Here is a 16,838-nt window from a genome sequence, read left to right as displayed (position 1 = left end):
CCACCGGAAGACGGCGCTGCCGTTTTTGCAACAGTCTGGTGAATTGCGCGGCCGTCGAGCTTTGCCGGATTGTCGGACTCACGACATTGAAAGAACGTTGTTCTCTCTGGGGGCCAAGGAGTGAACACGTGTCGATTAGGCGTTCAAAAACAATGCGGTCGGGCCTGCTGGTCACGGCCCTGATGTCGAGCAGCGCTCTGTCGGGAGCGGCGCTGGCGCAGGAAAGCGGGGTGGCCCTGGAGGAGGTGGTGGTCACCGCCCAGAAGCGTTCGGAAAACCTGCAGGACGTGCCGGTCAGCATCCAGGCGCTGGGCCAGGCCAAGCTGGAGCAGCTGGAGGTCGCCGACTTCGCCGACTACGTGAAGTTCCTGCCCAGCGTGTCGTTCCAGGGCTCGGGCCCGGGCTTCAACCAGGTCTACATGCGCGGCGTGGCCAGCGGCGGCGACGGCAACCACTCCGGCTCGCTGCCCAGCGTTGGCATCTATCTGGACGAGCAGCCGATCACCACGATCCAGGGCGCGCTCGACATCCACGTCTACGATATCGAGCGGGTCGAGGCCCTGGCCGGGCCGCAGGGCACGCTGTACGGCGCCAGCTCGCAGGCTGGCACCATCCGCATCATCACCAACAAGCCCAGCACCGCCGGCTTCAAGGCGGGCTACAGCCTGGAGGTCAACAAGGTCGACCACGGCGGCACGGGCTACGTGGCCGAGGGCTTCGTCAACCAGCCGCTGTCGGACACCGTTGCCGTGCGCATGGTCGGCTGGAGCAAGCGCGACGCCGGCTATATCGACAACGTCGCCGCCACGCGGACCTATCCGACCTCGGGCGTGACCATCGACAACGCCGGCGTGGTCAAGAAGGACTACAACGAGGTCGAGACCCACGGCGCCCGCGCGGCGGTGAAGGTCGAGCTGGGCGAGAACTGGACGGTCACGCCCCAGGTCATGGGACAGGTGCAGAAGTCGGGCGGTTTCTTCGGCTATGATCCCGACATCGGCGACCTGAAGGTCAGCCACTACTATCCGGAAAGCTCGGACGACCGCTGGTGGCAGGCGGCGATGACCGTCGAGGGCAAGATCAGCAACCTCGATATCGTCTATGCCGGCTCGTACCTACAGCGCACGACCGACACCGAGCAGGACTACACCGACTACTCGTTCTTCTACGACACCCTGTACGGCTACGGCGCCTACTGGACCGACGACGCCGGCAACCCGGTGGATCCGTCGCAATACATCCAGGGCAAGGACCGCTACAACCGCATCAGCCACGAACTGCGGATCAGCTCGCCGCAGGAGAACCGCCTGCGCTTCGTCGCCGGCCTGTTCTACCAGCGCCAGGCGCACGGCATCCACCAGGACTACCAGATCGACGCCCTGGGGACCTCGCTGTCGCCCACCGGCCATCCGGGCACTATCTGGCTGACCGAGCAGAAGCGGGTCGATCGCGACAAGGCCGCGTTCGGCGAGGTGTCGTTCGATATCCTGCCCAACCTGACGGCCTCGGCCGGCATCCGCTTCTTCGAGGCCGACAATTCGCTGGTGGGCTTCTACGGCTATGGCGCCGGCTACAGCGGCAGCACGGGCGAGGCGGCCTGCTTCAAGGGGCCGGTGATCTCCGGCTCGCCCTGCACCAATCTCGACAAGCGGGTGAAGGAGACGGGCAACACGCCCAAGGTCAACCTCACCTACAAGATCGATCCCGGCAAGCTGGTCTACGTGACCTATTCGGAAGGCTACCGGCCGGGCGGGATCAACCGGCGCGGGACGCTGCCGCCGTACCTGTCGGACTATCTGAAGAACTACGAGTTCGGCTGGAAGACCAGCTGGGCCCAGAACCGCTTCCGCTGGAACGGCGCGGTCTATCTGGAGAAGTGGAACAAGTTCCAGTTCTCGATCCTGGGGGCCAACGGCCTGACCGAGATCAAGAACGCCAACGAGGCCGAGATCAGGGGCGCGGAAACCGATCTGACCTTGGCCGTGGCCGAAGGCTTCACGATCAACGCCGCGGCCGCCTACACCCACGCCGAGCTGACGGCCAACTACTGCGGGGCCACCGACGGCGCCGGCGTGCCGATCACCGACTGTCCGGTGGGCTCGGCCGACTTCCCCGACGGGCCCCAGGCGCCCAAGGGCACGCGGCTGCCGATCACGCCGAAGTTCAAGGCCAACCTGACGGCGCGCTACGAATTCGGCTGGGCCGACTACGACGCCTTCGTCCAGGGCTCGGTGGTGGGGCAGACCTCGTCCTACTCCGACCTGCGCACGGTCGAGGCGGGGATCCTGGGCAAGCAGGAGGGCTATGCGACCTTCGACTTGTCGGCGGGCTTCTCGCGCGACAGCTGGTCGGTGTCGGCCTATCTGACCAACCTGACGGACGAGCGGGCCAGCACCAGCCGGTTCGTGCAGTGCGCCGAGGCGGTCTGCGCCGACAAGGTCTACGTCATCCCCAACCAGCCGCGGACCTTCGGCCTGAAGTTCGGCCAGAAGTTCTGATCGCGGACGGATCGCGCGCCGCCCTCGTCTGGCGACGGGGGCGGTTGCGCGGCCGGGGCGGCGGTGAAAGCATGGCCGTATGAGTAGTTCGTCTCCCAAGGCCCTGGGCTTCTGGATGTGCAGCGCCCTGGTGGTGGGCAACATGATCGGCTCGGGCGTCTTCATGCTGCCCGCGTCTCTGGCGCCGTATGGCTGGAACGGCGTGCTGGGCTGGACCATCACCATCGCCGGCGGCCTGGCCCTGGCCTTTGTCTTCGCCCGGCTTTCGGCAGCCCTGCCGCGCGAGGGCGGTCCCTACGCCTACACCCAGGAGGCCTTCGGGCGGACGGCGGGCTTCGTCGTGGCCTGGGCCTACTGGATTTCGCTTTGGGTGGGCAACGCGGCCATCGCCACCGGCGCGGTCAGCTACCTGTCGGTGCTGGTCCCGGCCATCGCCAAGACGCCGGGCCTGCACGCCCTGGTCACCCTGGGCCTGATCTGGGGCCTGATCGGCGTGAACTGCCTGGGCGCGCGCCTGGCCGGCGAGGTGCAGGTGGTGACCACCGTGCTGAAGCTCCTGCCGCTGGCGGCGGTGCTGGGCCTTTCGGCCTGGCTGCTGGGCCGGGAGGGCGCCGGCGCGATCACCGCGCCGCTGGACACCGCGCAGCTGGGCGGCCCGGGCCTCGTCGCCGCTTCGGCCCTGACGCTGTGGGCCTTGCTTGGCCTGGAGTCGGCCACTGTGCCGGCCGATAAGGTCAAGGACCCGGCCCGCACCATTCCGCGCGCCACCCTGTTCGGCGCGGCCTTCACCGGCGTCGTCTACCTCTTGGTCTGCTCGGCGGTGGTGCTGCTTTCGCCCACCGACGCCCTGAAGGCCTCCAACGCCCCGATGGCCGAGTTCATCGGTCGGTTCTGGGGTTCGGGCGCGGCCATGGCCGTGGCCGCCTTCGCGGCCATCAGCGCCTTCGGCGCCCTGAACGGCTGGGTGCTGCTGCAGGGCGAGATGCCCTACGCCATGGCCAGGGGCGGGGTGTTCCCGGCCTTCCTAGCCAAGTCGTCCAGACGCGGAACGCCGGTGCGGGCGCATCTGGTCTCGGGCCTGTTCCTCACCATGCTGGTCGGGATCAACTACGCCAAGTCGATGGCCGACCTCTTCACCTTCATCGCCCTGCTGGCGACCACGGCTTCGCTATTCACCTATCTGGCCTGCGCCCTGGCGGCGCTGAAGCTGCAAAGGGACGGGCAGGTTCCGGGCTCGGGACTGCTGACCGTGGTGGCGATCCTGGCCGGGCTCTATGCGGTCTTCACCCTGTTCGGGGCGGGCAGGGAGGCGGTGATGTGGGGCCTGGTGCTGCTGGCCGCCGGCTTCCCCGTCCATCTGCTGATGCGCCGGACGGCGCGTGCATGAGGTTGCGCCGATGATCCCACGCCCGATCCTGGCCGCCGGCGTCGCCGGGCTGGCGCTGCTGGCGGCCGCTCCGGCCCTGGCCCAGGCGTCGTACGTGCGGGCCGGAAGGCTGATCGATCCGGTCGCGGGCAAGGTGCTGACAGACCGCCTGATCCGCATCGAAGGCGGACGGATCACGGCGGTGACGGCCTGGACCGCCGCGCCGACCGACGGCCCCGTGCGCGACTGGTCGAGCCTGACCGTGCTGCCGGGCCTGATCGACATGCACACCCACATCGTCGACCAGGAGCAGACCGAAAACATCGCCGAGCCGCTGCTGACCACGGCCGCCGAGCAGGCCTATATCGGGGCTGCACATGCCCGCTCGACCCTGATGGCCGGCTTCACCAGCGTGCGCGACGTCGGGACCTGGCGGGCGTTCGGCGACGTAGCGTTGAGAGACGCCATCGACAAGGGCCTGGTTCCCGGGCCGCGCATGTCGGTGGCCGGGGCCTATGTGACCACGCCGGGCGGCGGCGGAGAGGTGACCGGCATCGCCGCCGACGTCGGCGTTCCGCCGGAGATGCGCCGGGGCGTCGTTCAGGACGTGGCCGACACCCATCGCAAGACCCGCGACATCCTGGTGCACGGCGCCGATTTCCTGAAGCTGATCGCCACCGGAGCGGTGCTGACCGTCGGCACCGAGCCGGGCCAGCTCGAGCTTTCCAAGGAAGAGATCGAGGCCGCCGTCGAGGAGGCCGCCAGGCGCGGGACCTACGCCACCGCCCACGCCCACGGCGCCGAGGGGATCAAGGTGGCCGTGCGGGCCGGCGTGCGCTCGATCGAGCACGGCTCGCTGATCGACGACGAGGGGATCGCCCTGATGAAGGCCAGGGGCGCCTGGCTGGTCGCCGACATCTACAACGGCGACTACATCGACGAGATCGGCACAAAGAACGGCTGGCCCGCCGAAACCCTGCGCAAGAACCGCGAGACCACCGACGCCCAGAGAGAGGGCTTCCGCAAGGCGGTCAAGGCCGGGGTTCGCATCGCCTACGGCACCGACGCCGGGGTCTATCCGCACGGCTGGAACGCCCGTCAGCTGCCCTACATGGTCCGCTACGGCATGACGCCGATGCAGGCGATCCAGTCGGCCACGACCAGCGCCGCGGCCCTGATGGGCAAGGACCGGGACGTCGGCTGCGCCCAGGCCGGCTGCTACGCCGACCTGATCGCGGTGGCGGGCGATCCTCTGGCCGATGTCGGCGTGCTGTCGACCGTGGCCAAGGTGATGAAGGGCGGAGTTATCTACAAGGACGAAGCGTTGCTGGAAAATTAACCGTTTCCCGGCTGGCGCGGCATGTGCATTGTGCGCTGCAACTCAATGTTGCTGTGCAGCATTGAAACAGCTGTCGCGCAGCGGTCCGTGGGGGATAGCTGGCGTCAGCGCGATGCCGAAGGAGCCTCCCCATGGCCGACTCGAACACCTACTACGTCCGTCCCGTCGCCGGCGTCTGGCACGTGACCTGGAACGAATCCTCCGACCTGATCAGCTCGTGCCCCAGCCAGCACGAAGCCGTCGCCCTGGCCCAGCTGCTGGCCCGCCACATGATCAGCCAGGGCCGCAGCGCCGAGGTGCAGGTGGCCGATCCCGAAATCCGCCGTCCGACCTGGGGCCGCAAGGGCCTCACCGGCGCGGCCGCCGCCGTCGCGGCCTGATCCATCAGCTTTCCTTCTAGGCTGACTTCAAGCCGCCCCGACCCTGTCGGGGCGGCTTTTTCTTATGGCAGCCAGGCCTTGGCCGCCGTCTCCAGCACGCGGACCGCCTCGGCCGGCGTGAAGGTGCTGGGATCGAGACACAGCTCCAGCCACAGCCCGTCGACCATCGCCGTCAGGGCGATCGCCGCCAGCCGGCGGTCGCGCGCCCCGCCGTCGGCCAGCAGGGTCTCCAGCCGCGCGCGATAGGCCGCGTAGGAGGCGGCGTGGATGGCGGCGATGCGGGGCTTGGTCTTGACGAGGCCCCAGAAGCCGATCCAGGCGGCCAGCAGATCCGGGTCGAGCACGGGCGGGGCGAAGCTGGCCGCGAGATAGGCCGACAGCCGTGCGCGGGGATCGTTTCCGGCGCTCGCCACCGCCTCCAGCGCCGCGTCGATCCGCTGGTCCACGGCCTCGTAGGCCGCGGCGATCAGGTCGTCGACGCCGTCGAAATAGTGCCGCAGCAGTCCGGCCGAGACGCCGGCCTGCGCGCAGATCGTCCGCACCGAGGTTCCGGCCACGCCCTCGCGCGCCAGCACCGCTTCGGCGGCGGCGACCAGGGCCTGGCGGCGGACGTCGGGGGCTTCGCGGGTGAAGGGGGCGCGACCCCCTCCGGCCATCACCATCCCTCCGGCGGTCGCGGCAGGCGGCTCTCGGGGATCAGCGCCCGCAGCTTGCGGCCAAAGCTGCGCAAACTGACCTCGCTGGTCGCCAGCGGCCCCGCCGTGAAGGTGCGCGAAGCCATGCCCTGCTGGACGCGGGCGACGAGTTCGGTGTCCTCGGCGTTGACCTGGCGGTTGATGCGCCAATTGAGGTATCGCGCCGCCTTCATCTCGCGCCGCTCGTCGGGCAGGGCGTAGGCGATCTCGCGGATCATGGTCTGGGTCGCCGAGACCGGGATGAACTGCATGAAGTCCACCTGGTCGGGATAGATGTCGAAGGCGAAGTTCGGCCAGAGCTTGAAGTAGGTCCATAGCCGCTTGCGGTCTTCCGGCAGGTGCGGAACGTCGGGCAGGATGTCCTGATAGAGGCGCTCGGACGGGTTGTTCGACGGCTCGTCGATCAGCTGGCCCCACATCTTGTCGACCCAGGTTTCGGCCTCCACGCCATAGCCCTTGCCGAACAGGCGGGTCAGGCCCGGATGGGCGATCGGGATGTGCAGGCCGTCGGAATAGTTGTCGCTGATGTTCTTCCAGTTGACGTCGCGCGGCCGCAGGGTGACGCGGCCGAAGGGTTGCAGGTCCTCGAACCGGTAGTGGGCGACCTCGTGCTCGTAGGGCCCCATCATCTGCGCGACGCTGGGGCCGTCACCCTCCAGCCGCACGAAGACGAAGCCGCGCCAGATCTCGGTGTCGAGCCTGGCCAGGCCTTCCCTGGCCATGTCGAGCGCGGGATAGTCGTCGCGCATCGGCACGCCGATCAGGCGGCCCTCCAGGTCGTAGGTCCAGGCGTGGTAGGGGCAGACGATACGGCCGCAGCGGCCGGTGGGGCCGTCCAGCAGGCGCGCGCCGCGGTGCCGGCAGACATTGGCGAAGGCCCGCGCCCTGCCGTCCTTGCCGCGCACCACGACCAGGCTTTCGCCGACGAAGTCGAAGGTATGGAAGTCGCCGGCTTTCGGAATGTCGTTCAGGTGGCAGACGATCTGCCACGAGGGCCGAAAGACCTTGTCCCGTTCCTCGCGGAAGAAGCGTTCGGAGCCGTAGATCCAGCCGGGCAGGCCCCAGTCGGAAAGGGGGTCGTGGTTGGAGATCATGTTCATCGCAGGACCTCTCCGTCAGGGGCTCGATCCTTCCCCCATCAAGGGGGAAGGGAGAAGGCGAGCGCTCATCACCGCCCCGCCACGGCCAGCTTCACCGCCGTGGCGAAGTCCTTGTCGCGCAGGATCTCGCGGGCGGCGTTGCGGCCGGGATTGCCCGAGACGCCGCCACCGGGGTGCGTACCCGCACCGCACATGTAGAGCCCCTTGATCGGTGCGCGATGGCTGGCGTGGCCCAGCAGCGGGCGGGCGGCCCACAGCTGATCCAGCGACATGTTCCCGTGCATGATGTCGCCGCCGACCAGGCCGAACTTCCGCTCCAGGTCCATCGGCGACAGGATCATCCGGCCCAGCACCGAGGCCTTGAAGTTGGGGGCCCAGCGGTCGACCGTGTCGATGATCAGGTCGGCGGCGGCCTCGCGCTCGTCATCCCAGGCGCGGCCGTCGGGCAGGGCGGGGGCGAACTGCTGGCAGAACAGGCTGGCCACGTGCTGGCCGGGCGGGGCCAGGCTGGGATCGATGGTCGAGGGGATCAGGATCTCGACGATGGGCGCGCGGCTCATGCCGAACGCCTTGGCGTCGCGATAGGCCGCGTCCATGTAGTCGAGGCTGGGGGCCAGAACGATGCCGCTTTGGTGATGCTCGGCGACGGCCTTGCCCGGCAGGCAGGTGAAGTCGGGCAGTTCCGACAGGGCCACGTTCATGCGGAAGGTGCCCGAGCCGTTCTTGTAGCCGTCGATGGCCTTGCGGAAATCGGCCGGCAGGGCCGAGGGCGGCACCAGCCGCTTGTAGAGCAGGGCCGGATTGACGTTGGCGCTGACGATCGGGGCCACGATCTGGCGGCCGTCGACCAACTGCACGCCCACGGCCTTGTTCCCATCGACATGCACGCCTTCGACGGGCGCGTTCAGCAGGATCTCGACCCCGGCCTTCTCGCAGGCTTTCGCCATGGCCTGCGTGATCGCTCCCATGCCGCCGACCGCGTGGCCCCAGGCGCCCTTCTTGCCGTTCACCTCGCCGAAGATATGGTGCAGCAGCACGTAGGCCGAGCCGGGCGTGTCGGGACTGGCGTAGTTGCCGACCACGGCGTCGAAGCCGAAGGCGGCCTTGACCGGCTCGCTCTCGAACCAGCCATTGAGGAAGTCCCGGGCGCTCTTGGTGAAGAGGTCGAGCAGGTCGCGTTTTCTCTCCCGGGAGAGCATGGCCAGGCGTCCGCCCTGGCGCAGGGCGCGCAGGATTCCCGGCAGGCCGTCGCCCAGGTTGGGCGGGGTCTCCTGGGCCAGGTCGCGCAGCACGTCGCCGATCTCGTCGAGCATGGCGTAATAGGCCGGCAGCACCTCGGCGTCGCGGCGGCTGAACTTGCGGAACTGTTCCTGGGTGCGCTCCTGCCCGCCGCCGAGCTTGATGAAGCGGCTGTCGTCCACCGGCAGGAAGTTGGAGATCGGCCGCTCCAGGAAGGTCAGGCCGAACCCGTGCAGGTCCATATCGGCGATGACCCGCGGATTGAGCAGGCTGACCGTGTAGCTGGCTGCCGAATTGCGGAAACCCGGATGGAACTCCTCGGTCACCGCCGCCCCGCCGACCACGTCGCGGGCCTCGCAGACGGTGACCTTCATCCCGGCCCTGGCCAGGTAGAAGGCGCAGACGAGGCCGTTGTGGCCTCCGCCGATGATCACGGCGTCGCGAGTGTGGGTCATCGTCTCTCCCCAGGAGGCGGCTGGGGAGAGGTTGCTATACGACTGTAAAATAGTCCAGCTGCGCGTGGAAAACCTCTCCCATCAAAGAGAGAGGGATCAGGAACTAGTGCTTGCCCCGGTCCCGCCCGAAGTTCGGCTCGGCGCTTTCCTGACCGGCCGCCACGATGCCGCGCCGGATCGCCCGGGTGCGGGTGAAGTGGGCGTGCAGGGTGTCGGCGTCGCCCCAGCGGATGGCGCGGCTCATGGCCTGCAGGTCCTCGGTGAAGCGGCCCAGCATCTCCAGCACCGCGTCTTTGTTGGCCACGAAGATGTCGCGCCACATGGTCGGGTCGCTGGCGGCGATGCGGGTGAAGTCGCGGAAGCCCGAGGCCGAGTACTTGATGACCTCGTTCTCGGTGACGTTCTCCAGGTCGGCCGCGCTGCCCACGATGGTGTAGGCGATCAGGTGGGGCAGGTGCGAAACGACGGCCAGCACCAGGTCGTGGTGCTTTTCCTCCATCAGTTCGACCTGGGCGCCGAACGAGCGCCAGAAGGCAGACAGCTTGGCGACGGCGGCGGCGTAGGCCTCGTCCTCGCGGTCGGCCAGCGGGGTCAGGATGGTCCAGCGGCCTTCGAACAGCTCTGCGAAGCCGGCGTCGGGGCCCGACTGCTCGGTGCCGGCGATCGGGTGGCCGGGGATCGGGAACACCTTGGCCAGGGCGGGGGAGCGGAAGGCCTCGGCGATCGTGGCCTTGGTCGAGCCGACGTCGGTCAGGGTGGCGCCCGGCTTCATGTGCGGGGCGACGGCGGCGGCGACGTCGCCGATCGACAGCACCGGCGTGGCGATGACGACGAGGTCGGCCTCCTTGACCGCCTGCGCCAAGTCGCCGGTGACGTGGTCGGCCAGGCCGATTTCCAGCGCGCGGGCGCGGTGCGCCTCGCTGGCGTCGGCGATGGTGACCTCGCCGACCACGCCGTGGGCGCGGGCCGCCAGGATCACCGAACCGCCGATCAGGCCGGCGCCGACGACGGTCATCTTGGGATAGAGCAGGCCGGTGGGGCTCATCGCGCGAGGAACTGCGCCAGCAGGTCCACGACGGCGCGGTTGTGTTCCTCGCGGCCGATGGTGATGCGGATCGACTCCGGCAGGCCGTAATTGGCCACGGCGCGCACGAGATAGCCCTTGCTGGCCAGGAAGGCCTCGGCGTCCAGAGCGGTCTTGCCCGGAGTCGTGGGGAAGTCGACCAGCACGAAGTTGGCCGCCGACGGGGTGACCGTCAGGCCAAGGCCGCCCAGTTGCTGGGCCAGCCAAGGACGCCATTGCTCGACCAGGGCCACCGAGGCGGCCTCGAACTCGCGATCGGCGAGGGCGGCGATGGCGGCGTCCTGGCCGGGGATCGAGGTGTTGAACGGCGGGCGGATGCGCTCGATCGGATCGATGATGCCGAAGTCGGCATAGCCCCAGCCGACGCGCAGGGCGGCCAGGCCGTGGATCTTCGAGAAGGTGCGGGTGACGATGACGTTCTGGGTTTCGCGGGCCAGCGCCAGGCCGTCCTCGAAGCGCGGGTCGGTCGCGAACTCGGCATAGGCGCCGTCCAGCACCAGGATCACCGACGGCGGCAGGGCCGCGTGCAACTCGCGGATCTCTTCGCCCGTCAGCCAGGTGCCGGTCGGATTGGCCGGGTTGGCGACGAAGACGAGGCGGGTGCGCTCATCCACGCACTTGATGGTTTCCTCCACGTCGATGCGACGCTTGGGCTCCTTGGCGAAGCGGACCTCCGCCTGGCAGGCGCGCGCGCCGATCGCATAGGCGGCGAAGCCATGCTCGCCCTGGACGATGTTGTCGCCGGGCTCCAGATAGACTTGGCAAAGCAGGGCGAAGATCTCGTCGCTGCCGTCGCCGAAGGTCAGGCGCTCGGGCTCCAGGCCGTAGCGGTCGGCGACAGCGGCGCGCAGGGCGTTCGACTTGCCGTCAGGATAGATGTGAAGGCGGTCGACCGCGTCGCGATAGGCGGCCTTGGCCTTGTCGCTGCAGCCGAGGACGTTCTCGTTGCTGGACAGCTTCACCGGATGGGCGATCCCCTCGACCTTCGACTTGCCGCCGACATAGGCGGCGATGTCGAGGATGCCCGGCTTGGGCAGCGGACGAGGCGAGGCGGCACGGTCGGAAGCGGTCATCACGGGTCTCAAGGGGGCCATGGCGGCCCGCGCGAAAAAGCGGGGCCTTCTTACACGTCGAAGGGAGACGGCGCAGCCCCGATGACGCCGGTCAGCTGGCCCGGCGCGCGGGCCAGGCGCTCGTCGTTGCGCTGGTAGAAGCCCGACAGCGAAAAGAGCTTCAGGCCGCCGGCCTCGGCCAGCGGTTCGGCCGCCACGCCGTCGGCGCCCAGGGCCTCGACGATGGCGCCGGCGCTCTTGGCGCTATCGGTCACCCAGAAGGTCTGGTCGCCGCCGGTGGGCTCGACCTCGACCTGGGCCACCGCGAAGGCGGCCTGCGGACCCCAGCGCGTGAGGCAGGGCAGGGCGGCGAAGATGTTCAGCGTCGGCTCGGCCAGCAGGCGGCCCCACCAGGCGCTGCCCGGCTGCAGGCCCAGCACCGAGACGCCCCACGGCGTCTTGGCCGCGGCCAGGGCGTCCTTGTCGGCGGCGACCACGGTCATCGGCGGGGCGGCGCCGAAGCGCAGGCGGGCCAGCTCGACGGTGCGGCCGTCGCCCCAGACGGTCAGGTGGAACGGACCCTGGCGCGACAGGCTGTCGGCCATCAGCTCGCGCCAGATCCGGATGACGAGGCCGTCGGGGGCGTCGTTGCGCTCCGCCGACAGCAGCTTGCGGACGATCAGGGCCTCGCGGCCGGGGCGCAGGCCAAAGCCGGTGTCGCCCGCCGCGCGCTTGGCCGTGGCGACGGCGCGCGACAGACCGGCCCGCTCGTCGATCAGCGCGAGCAGTTGGCTATCGATGGCGTCGATGCGCCATCGGACCTCGTCCAGCGAGGGCGGCGTCTCGTCCGCGTCGCGACCCATGTCTATCCCCGAAAATGAGGGGCGGAACATAGTCCTTGCCGCGAAGGGTGCAATAGCCGCGTCGCCGGGGAAGGAAATTGCGTCGTCTCGAGGTCACCCTCAAAGAGAGAAGGCTTGGTTTACCGCGGCACGTACACCATCGGCGAGGGACCCGTGTCGAACGGGCCCAGGCGCGTGCGGCCGTCTTGGAACAGCAGGGTGGCGCTGAGCGTCGGGTCCTTGCCCGCCGCCGCGGCGACCGCGGCCACGGCCGAGCGGGCGTCGGTGATGGCCTCGCCGGGGGTAGGCTTTTCGCGGACGGTGACGTCGAGGGCGCCTTGCAGGCGGCCCAGGCTGTCGACCGTAAGGGCGCCGGACCTGGCCTCGATCAGCGCGTCGCCGGCGGTCAGCTTGCCGCTCTCGACGGTGATAGCGCCGCCCGCGGCGGTCCAGTCGCGCACGGCGTCGGTCCAGTTGTCGCCGCGCAGGGCCGAGACCTTGGCCAGGCGCGAGTCCCAGTAGAGCGAGGCGGTGCGGTCCTGGGCGATGCGGCCGAGCAGGCCGGTGAAGGCCACCTTGGCGCCGTCGGCCTTGAACAGGATCGCGCCCTGGTCCTCGGGGCCTGAGCGCAGATGCAGCTGCATGGATTCGGTGGAGCTGATCGGGAAGGGCTCGACGTCGGCGGCGGTGGTGAAGACCAGCTTGGCGCCCTCGACCGAAATCCGGGGCGGATACTGGTCGAAGCCGGCCAGGCTGGCGCGCAGGGCCTGCCCGGTGATGGTCACGTCGCCCTTCTCGGGACGGGTCAGGACGACGCCGGCGGGGGCGACGATGATCCAGTGGCCGATGCCGTAGATCATCGCCTCGCCCTTCAGTTGCGGCGCGCGCACCGCCCAGCCGGTAGGCTCGGCGACGCGGGCGTTCTCCAGCCGCACGTCGAGCCGGAAGGGAAAGCCGGTGACGTCGCGCCGGGTCCAGGACAGGTCGTAGCCCTCGGCCTTCAGCTGGGCCGAAGTCGCGTCCAGGCGCTTGACCGTCTCGTTGCGCAGATAGAACCAGCCGACGCTCCAGGCGATGCAGACCAGGGCCGCGAGCACGAAAGGCAAGGCGAGGCCGCGACGGCGGGGCTTGCGGGACGGCTGCGGGTCGCTATGGGTCATGGGCGAAGGGGCTGTTCCGGTCGGTGAGGGTGTCAGGCGTGTCGAGCGAGCAGCCGCAGGGCGGCGATCGTTGGGTGTTCGGTTACGGATCGCTGATGTGGCGGCCCGGGTTCCCGTTCATAGACCGAAGAACGGCGGTTCTCCATGGGCGCAGGCGCGCCTTCTGCATCTATTCGGTGCATCACCGTGGCACCTACGAGCGGCCCGGCCTGGTTCTGGGCCTGGCCCCCGGCGGCGCGGTGCGCGGCGTGGCCTATCGGGTGGCCGAAGCCGCCTGGCCCGAGGTCTACGCCTACCTGCGCGAACGCGAGCAGCCGACCGAGACCTATTTCGAGGCCTGGTCGAAGCTGCGAATCGACGGGAACGGCGAGGCGCCGGCCCTGGTGTTCCTGTCGGACCGCAAGCACGGCCAGTGGGCCGGGGCGCTGACCCTGGAGCAGCAGGCGCAGCTGATCGCGGGTGCGAGCGGCCTGTCGGGGCCCAATATCGACTATCTGCGGGATCTGGTCATGCACCTGCGCGAGGACGGGGTGCGAGACCACGCCATGGAGGCGCTGTTGAAGATGGTGGAGGCGAGGGAGGCCTGATCCCTCTTCCGCAAGGGTAGAAGGATTAGATCCCCGCCTCCTCCAGCGCCTTGGTCGCGCCGTCGATCCGCGTCTGCAGTTCGCGCATGAACTCGCCGCGCTTGAGGCCGGCGGGGATGGGCGGCAGGTATTCGAAGACGATGACGCCGGGCTGGATCAGCAGGCTCTTGTGCAGCCAGTGCTGGCCGCAGTTCAGGGCCAGGGGAGTGACCGGCAGTTCCAGCTCGCGATAGAGCGCGGCGATGCCGGGCTTGTAGTCGCCGGGCTCGCCGACCTTGCCGCGGGTGCCTTCGGGGAAGATCACCACCTGCCGCGTCTCCTTCATGCGGTCGACGCTGTCGCGCACCAGCTTCTTCAGCGCCGCCGAGTGGCCGTCGCGGTCGACGACGATCATCCTGGCCTTGAGGCCGTGCCACCCGAACAGCGGCACCATCAGGAGCTCCTTCTTCATCACGAAGCAGGCGTCGGGCAGGATGGCGAACTGGCTGAAGACGTCGAACATCGACTGGTGTTTGGCGGCGATCAGGGCCGGACCGGTCGGGACCTGGCCTCGCACCTCGACCCGCACGCCCGCCAGGATGCGCAGGCCCAGGATCACGCCCTGCGACCAGAACCGCATGGCGGCGCGATTGACCGGGCGCGGCAGCGCCAGGGTGACCAGCATCAGGATGGCCATGGTCGCCGACCACAGCCAGAAGAACAGCTGGAACAGGAACGAGCGCAGATAGATCAAGAGTCTTTCCCCGTTGCCGAAGTCTCGGCGGGCCCGGTCTCCGACGTCTCGGCGGGCTTGTCTTTCGGACCCAGGTTCAGGAACGCCTCGCGCCCCAGGATCGCCAGGTACTTGCAGTATTCCACGATCATCCGCCGGGCCGTGTGCGAGCGCTTCCACCAGCGGCGTGCGTTCAGGCTCTCGGTGGCCACCGGATAGGGCGAGAGCTTCACGTCCGGCATGGTGGCGCGCAGTTCCAGCATCGAGCGCGGCATGTGGTAGTCGGCGGTGACGACGATCAGGCTCTTGTAGCCGCGGGCCTTGGCCCATTCGGCAGTCTCGCGGGCGTTGCCGACCGTGTCGGCGGCTGCGAAGCCGAGATCCACGCAGCAGTCGTAGATCGGCTTGACGGCCTTGGTGACGTCCTGGACGTCGGCGCGGGTGGCCTCGCGGTTGACGCCCGAGATCAGCAGCCGCTTGCCCTTGCCGGCCTCCAGCAGCTTGGTGGCCGCCTCCAGGCGCAGGTTCGAGGCGCCGGTCAGCACGACGACGCCGTCGGCGACGGGCGGATCGGCCGCCGGGGTCGAGCGCTCCACCCGCGAGGTGAAGGCCAGCAGGCCCAGGGTCCAGATCATCACCACGATCAGGAAGGCGGCGATGCTCTTCACGGCATGTCCTTCAGCAGGCGGAGGGCCGCGGCGCGCGCGGCCAGCCCCGCGACCAGGGCGGCGATCAGCGGGCAGGGCAGGGGCGCCAGAAGGTCGACCCAGGCCAGAGGCAGCACCGGGGTGAAGCCCGAGCCGCCCCCCGCCAGCCGCGCCGCGACGCCGACGATGACCGCGGCCGCGCCGCCGAGCAAGCCCGCGCTGGCGGCCATGGCCGCGAACCGGTTCTGGAACAGCCGGGCGATGAACGGGGCCTCGGCGCCGGAAAGGTGCAGCACCTCGATCACCTCGTGACGGGCGGCCAGGCCAGCCCGGGTGGCGAAGGTGATGACGGCGGCGGCGGCGGCGGCGATCAGGGCGAAGACGCCCATGGCCGCCCAGCGGGCCAGGCCCGCGCCGCGCTCGATATCGGCGATCCAGCGGCTGTGATCGTCGACCACCGCGTCGACGGCGGCCTCTTGCAGGGCCTTGGTCAGGGTCTCGGCGGAGGCGGGGGCCTTGGGGTCGAGGTCGAGGGTGACCAGGCGCGGGGTCGGCAGGTCGGCGACCAGGGCGTCGCGGCCGATCCACGGCTCCAGCAGGGCCTCGGCCTTGTCCTTTGTCAGGGCCTGGGCCTGGACCACGCCCTTGACGCCGGCCAGCGTCTCGGCGGCGCGGGCGGCGGCGCTGTCGGGGGTCTCGCCGGCCTTGGCGCGGACGACGACTGTGGCCGAGCCGGTCAGCTGGGCGCTCCAGCCCTCGGCGGCGCGGTTGGCGGCCAGGGCGGCCAGCGCGGTGAGGCAGGCCAGGAAGCACAGCACGGCCACCACGAACACCAGCGCCCCGTCGCGGGCGTCGCGCGGCGGCAGCAGCGGGCCGGGTTTCCAGCGATTGAGGTCGAAGCCGCTCATCGCGCCTCGCCAGTATCGACCATGCGGCCGTGTTCGAGATGCAGGACCGGACGGCCGGCGCGGGCCACCAGCTCCTCGTCGTGGGTGGCGATCAGCACCGTGGTGCCCAGGCGGTTGAGCTCGACGAACAGCCGCAGCAGGCGCAGCGACATGGCCGGGTCGACATTGCCTGTGGGCTCGTCGGCCAACAGGATATCGGGCCGGTCGACCACGGCGCGGGCGATGGCCAGGCGCTGCTTCTCGCCGCCCGACAGGGTGGCCGGCAGGGCGTGCATGCGATCGCCCAGGCCCACCCACTGCAGCAGCTCGGCGACGTCGTCGCGATAGGTATCGGGCTTGCGGCCGGCGATGCGCAGCGGCAGGCCGGCGTTGTCGAACACCGACAGGTGCTCCAGCAGACGGAATTCCTGGAAGACGACGCCGATGCGGCGTCGCAGGAACGGCAGGTCGGCGCCCGGAACCAGGTTCACATCGCGCCCGAACAGCTCGACGCGACCCCGTGACGCACGGTGCGCCAGATAGATCAGCTTGAGCAGGGAGCTCTTGCCCGCGCCCGAGGCGCCGGTCAGGAAGTGAAACGAGCCAGGGGCAAGGGAAAATCCGATGTCGCGCAGGGTTTCGTGCCCCCGCCCGTAGCGCATGGAGACGCCTTCGAAACGGACCACGGGGACGGCGTCGGGGTCGTGATCTGCGCCGGTCCGCAAGGGTGTGTCGATGGGGTTTCTGGACATCAGGGTTAAAATCGGCGACCTCCAATGCTGTAAAGCGGGGATG

General features: G+C 69.4%; 16 protein-coding genes. 5 read left to right on the top strand and 11 right to left on the bottom strand.

The features are described from left to right. The first annotated feature begins 152 nt into the window (after nucleotides 1-152). The 4 genes from DDF67_RS14410 to DDF67_RS14395 all read left to right on the top strand — a co-directional run bounded on the left by DDF67_RS14410 (nucleotide 153) and on the right by DDF67_RS14395 (nucleotide 5,583). The gene (locus DDF67_RS14410; RefSeq protein ID WP_109101548.1) at nucleotides 153-2,498 is read left to right on the top strand and encodes a TonB-dependent receptor; all 2,346 of its coding nucleotides are present in this window, start codon (nucleotides 153-155) and stop codon (nucleotides 2,496-2,498) included. Nucleotides 2,499-2,577: 79 nt separating this feature from the next. Beyond that, nucleotides 2,578-3,885 carry an APC family permease gene (locus tag DDF67_RS14405; RefSeq protein WP_109101547.1) on the top strand — a complete coding sequence of 436 codons (1,308 nt, stop codon included), beginning with the start codon at nucleotides 2,578-2,580 and terminating at the stop codon, nucleotides 3,883-3,885. 10 nt (nucleotides 3,886-3,895) lie between these two features. Further along, on the top strand, nucleotides 3,896-5,203 hold the full coding sequence (locus tag DDF67_RS14400) for a Xaa-Pro dipeptidase (protein WP_109101546.1): 1,308 nt from the start codon (nucleotides 3,896-3,898) through the stop codon (nucleotides 5,201-5,203). Nucleotides 5,204-5,334: 131 nt separating this feature from the next. Beyond that, entirely contained in the window at nucleotides 5,335-5,583 is a 249-nt protein-coding gene (locus DDF67_RS14395; protein ID WP_109101545.1) for a hypothetical protein, read from the top strand. Nucleotides 5,584-5,645: 62 nt separating this feature from the next. Here the strand turns inward: DDF67_RS14395 and DDF67_RS14390 are convergent, their stop codons facing one another. The 7 genes from DDF67_RS14390 to DDF67_RS14360 form a co-directional block, all read right to left on the bottom strand. Next, nucleotides 5,646-6,239, bottom strand: a complete 594-nt coding sequence (locus tag DDF67_RS14390; RefSeq protein ID WP_233247661.1) for a TetR/AcrR family transcriptional regulator — start codon at nucleotides 6,237-6,239, stop codon at nucleotides 5,646-5,648. Continuing rightward, nucleotides 6,239-7,378, bottom strand: coding sequence for an aromatic ring-hydroxylating oxygenase subunit alpha (locus tag DDF67_RS14385; RefSeq protein ID WP_109101543.1), 1,140 nt, complete (start codon nucleotides 7,376-7,378; stop codon nucleotides 6,239-6,241). Before DDF67_RS14385 ends, DDF67_RS14390 begins: the two co-directional genes overlap by 1 nt. A 68-nt stretch (nucleotides 7,379-7,446) precedes the next feature. Continuing rightward, a complete protein-coding gene (locus DDF67_RS14380) occupies nucleotides 7,447-9,072 on the bottom strand; it encodes a phytoene desaturase family protein (RefSeq protein WP_109101542.1) in 1,626 nt (541 codons plus the stop codon). A 103-nt stretch (nucleotides 9,073-9,175) separates the two neighbouring features. Continuing rightward, a complete protein-coding gene (locus tag DDF67_RS14375; protein ID WP_109101541.1) occupies nucleotides 9,176-10,117 on the bottom strand; it encodes a prephenate/arogenate dehydrogenase family protein in 942 nt (313 codons plus the stop codon). Beyond that, complete coding sequence (gene hisC, locus DDF67_RS14370; RefSeq protein WP_109101540.1) at nucleotides 10,114-11,229, bottom strand: histidinol-phosphate transaminase; 1,116 nt, start codon at nucleotides 11,227-11,229, stop codon at nucleotides 10,114-10,116. Before hisC ends, DDF67_RS14375 begins: the two co-directional genes overlap by 4 nt. Before the next feature lie 50 nt (nucleotides 11,230-11,279). Next, nucleotides 11,280-12,071 (bottom strand): chorismate mutase, encoded by a 792-nt coding sequence (locus DDF67_RS14365; RefSeq protein WP_109101539.1) that lies wholly within the window; start codon nucleotides 12,069-12,071, stop codon nucleotides 11,280-11,282. A 119-nt stretch (nucleotides 12,072-12,190) separates the two neighbouring features. Then, the gene (locus DDF67_RS14360; protein WP_109101538.1) at nucleotides 12,191-13,210 is read right to left on the bottom strand and encodes a DUF2125 domain-containing protein; all 1,020 of its coding nucleotides are present in this window, start codon (nucleotides 13,208-13,210) and stop codon (nucleotides 12,191-12,193) included. A 38-nt stretch (nucleotides 13,211-13,248) separates the two neighbouring features. Here DDF67_RS14360 and DDF67_RS14355 point away from each other — a divergent pair, with 38 nt between their 5' ends. Then, complete coding sequence (locus DDF67_RS14355) at nucleotides 13,249-13,797, top strand: gamma-glutamylcyclotransferase (protein WP_109101537.1); 549 nt, start codon at nucleotides 13,249-13,251, stop codon at nucleotides 13,795-13,797. Between the two features lie 25 nt (nucleotides 13,798-13,822). Here the strand turns inward: DDF67_RS14355 and DDF67_RS14350 are convergent, their stop codons facing one another. Genes DDF67_RS14350 through ftsE form a run of 4 tightly spaced genes read right to left on the bottom strand, consistent with a single transcriptional unit; the run spans nucleotide 13,823 to nucleotide 16,795 of the window. Then, entirely contained in the window at nucleotides 13,823-14,530 is a 708-nt protein-coding gene (locus DDF67_RS14350; RefSeq protein WP_109101536.1) for a lysophospholipid acyltransferase family protein, read from the bottom strand. Then, on the bottom strand, nucleotides 14,527-15,177 hold the full coding sequence (locus DDF67_RS14345; RefSeq protein WP_109101535.1) for a YdcF family protein: 651 nt from the start codon (nucleotides 15,175-15,177) through the stop codon (nucleotides 14,527-14,529). The genes DDF67_RS14350 and DDF67_RS14345 overlap by 4 nt, the downstream gene beginning before the upstream one ends. Continuing rightward, on the bottom strand, nucleotides 15,174-16,064 hold the full coding sequence (locus DDF67_RS14340) for a cell division protein FtsX (RefSeq protein WP_109101534.1): 891 nt from the start codon (nucleotides 16,062-16,064) through the stop codon (nucleotides 15,174-15,176). The genes DDF67_RS14345 and DDF67_RS14340 overlap by 4 nt, the downstream gene beginning before the upstream one ends. After that, the gene (ftsE, locus tag DDF67_RS14335) at nucleotides 16,061-16,795 is read right to left on the bottom strand and encodes a cell division ATP-binding protein FtsE (protein WP_199229239.1); all 735 of its coding nucleotides are present in this window, start codon (nucleotides 16,793-16,795) and stop codon (nucleotides 16,061-16,063) included. Before ftsE ends, DDF67_RS14340 begins: the two co-directional genes overlap by 4 nt. Between the last annotated feature and the right edge of the window lie 43 nt (nucleotides 16,796-16,838).

This window comes from Caulobacter endophyticus, assembly GCF_003116815.1.
GTDB lineage: Bacteria > Pseudomonadota > Alphaproteobacteria > Caulobacterales > Caulobacteraceae > Caulobacter > Caulobacter endophyticus.
This window is presented reverse-complemented; position numbering and strand designations above follow the sequence as displayed.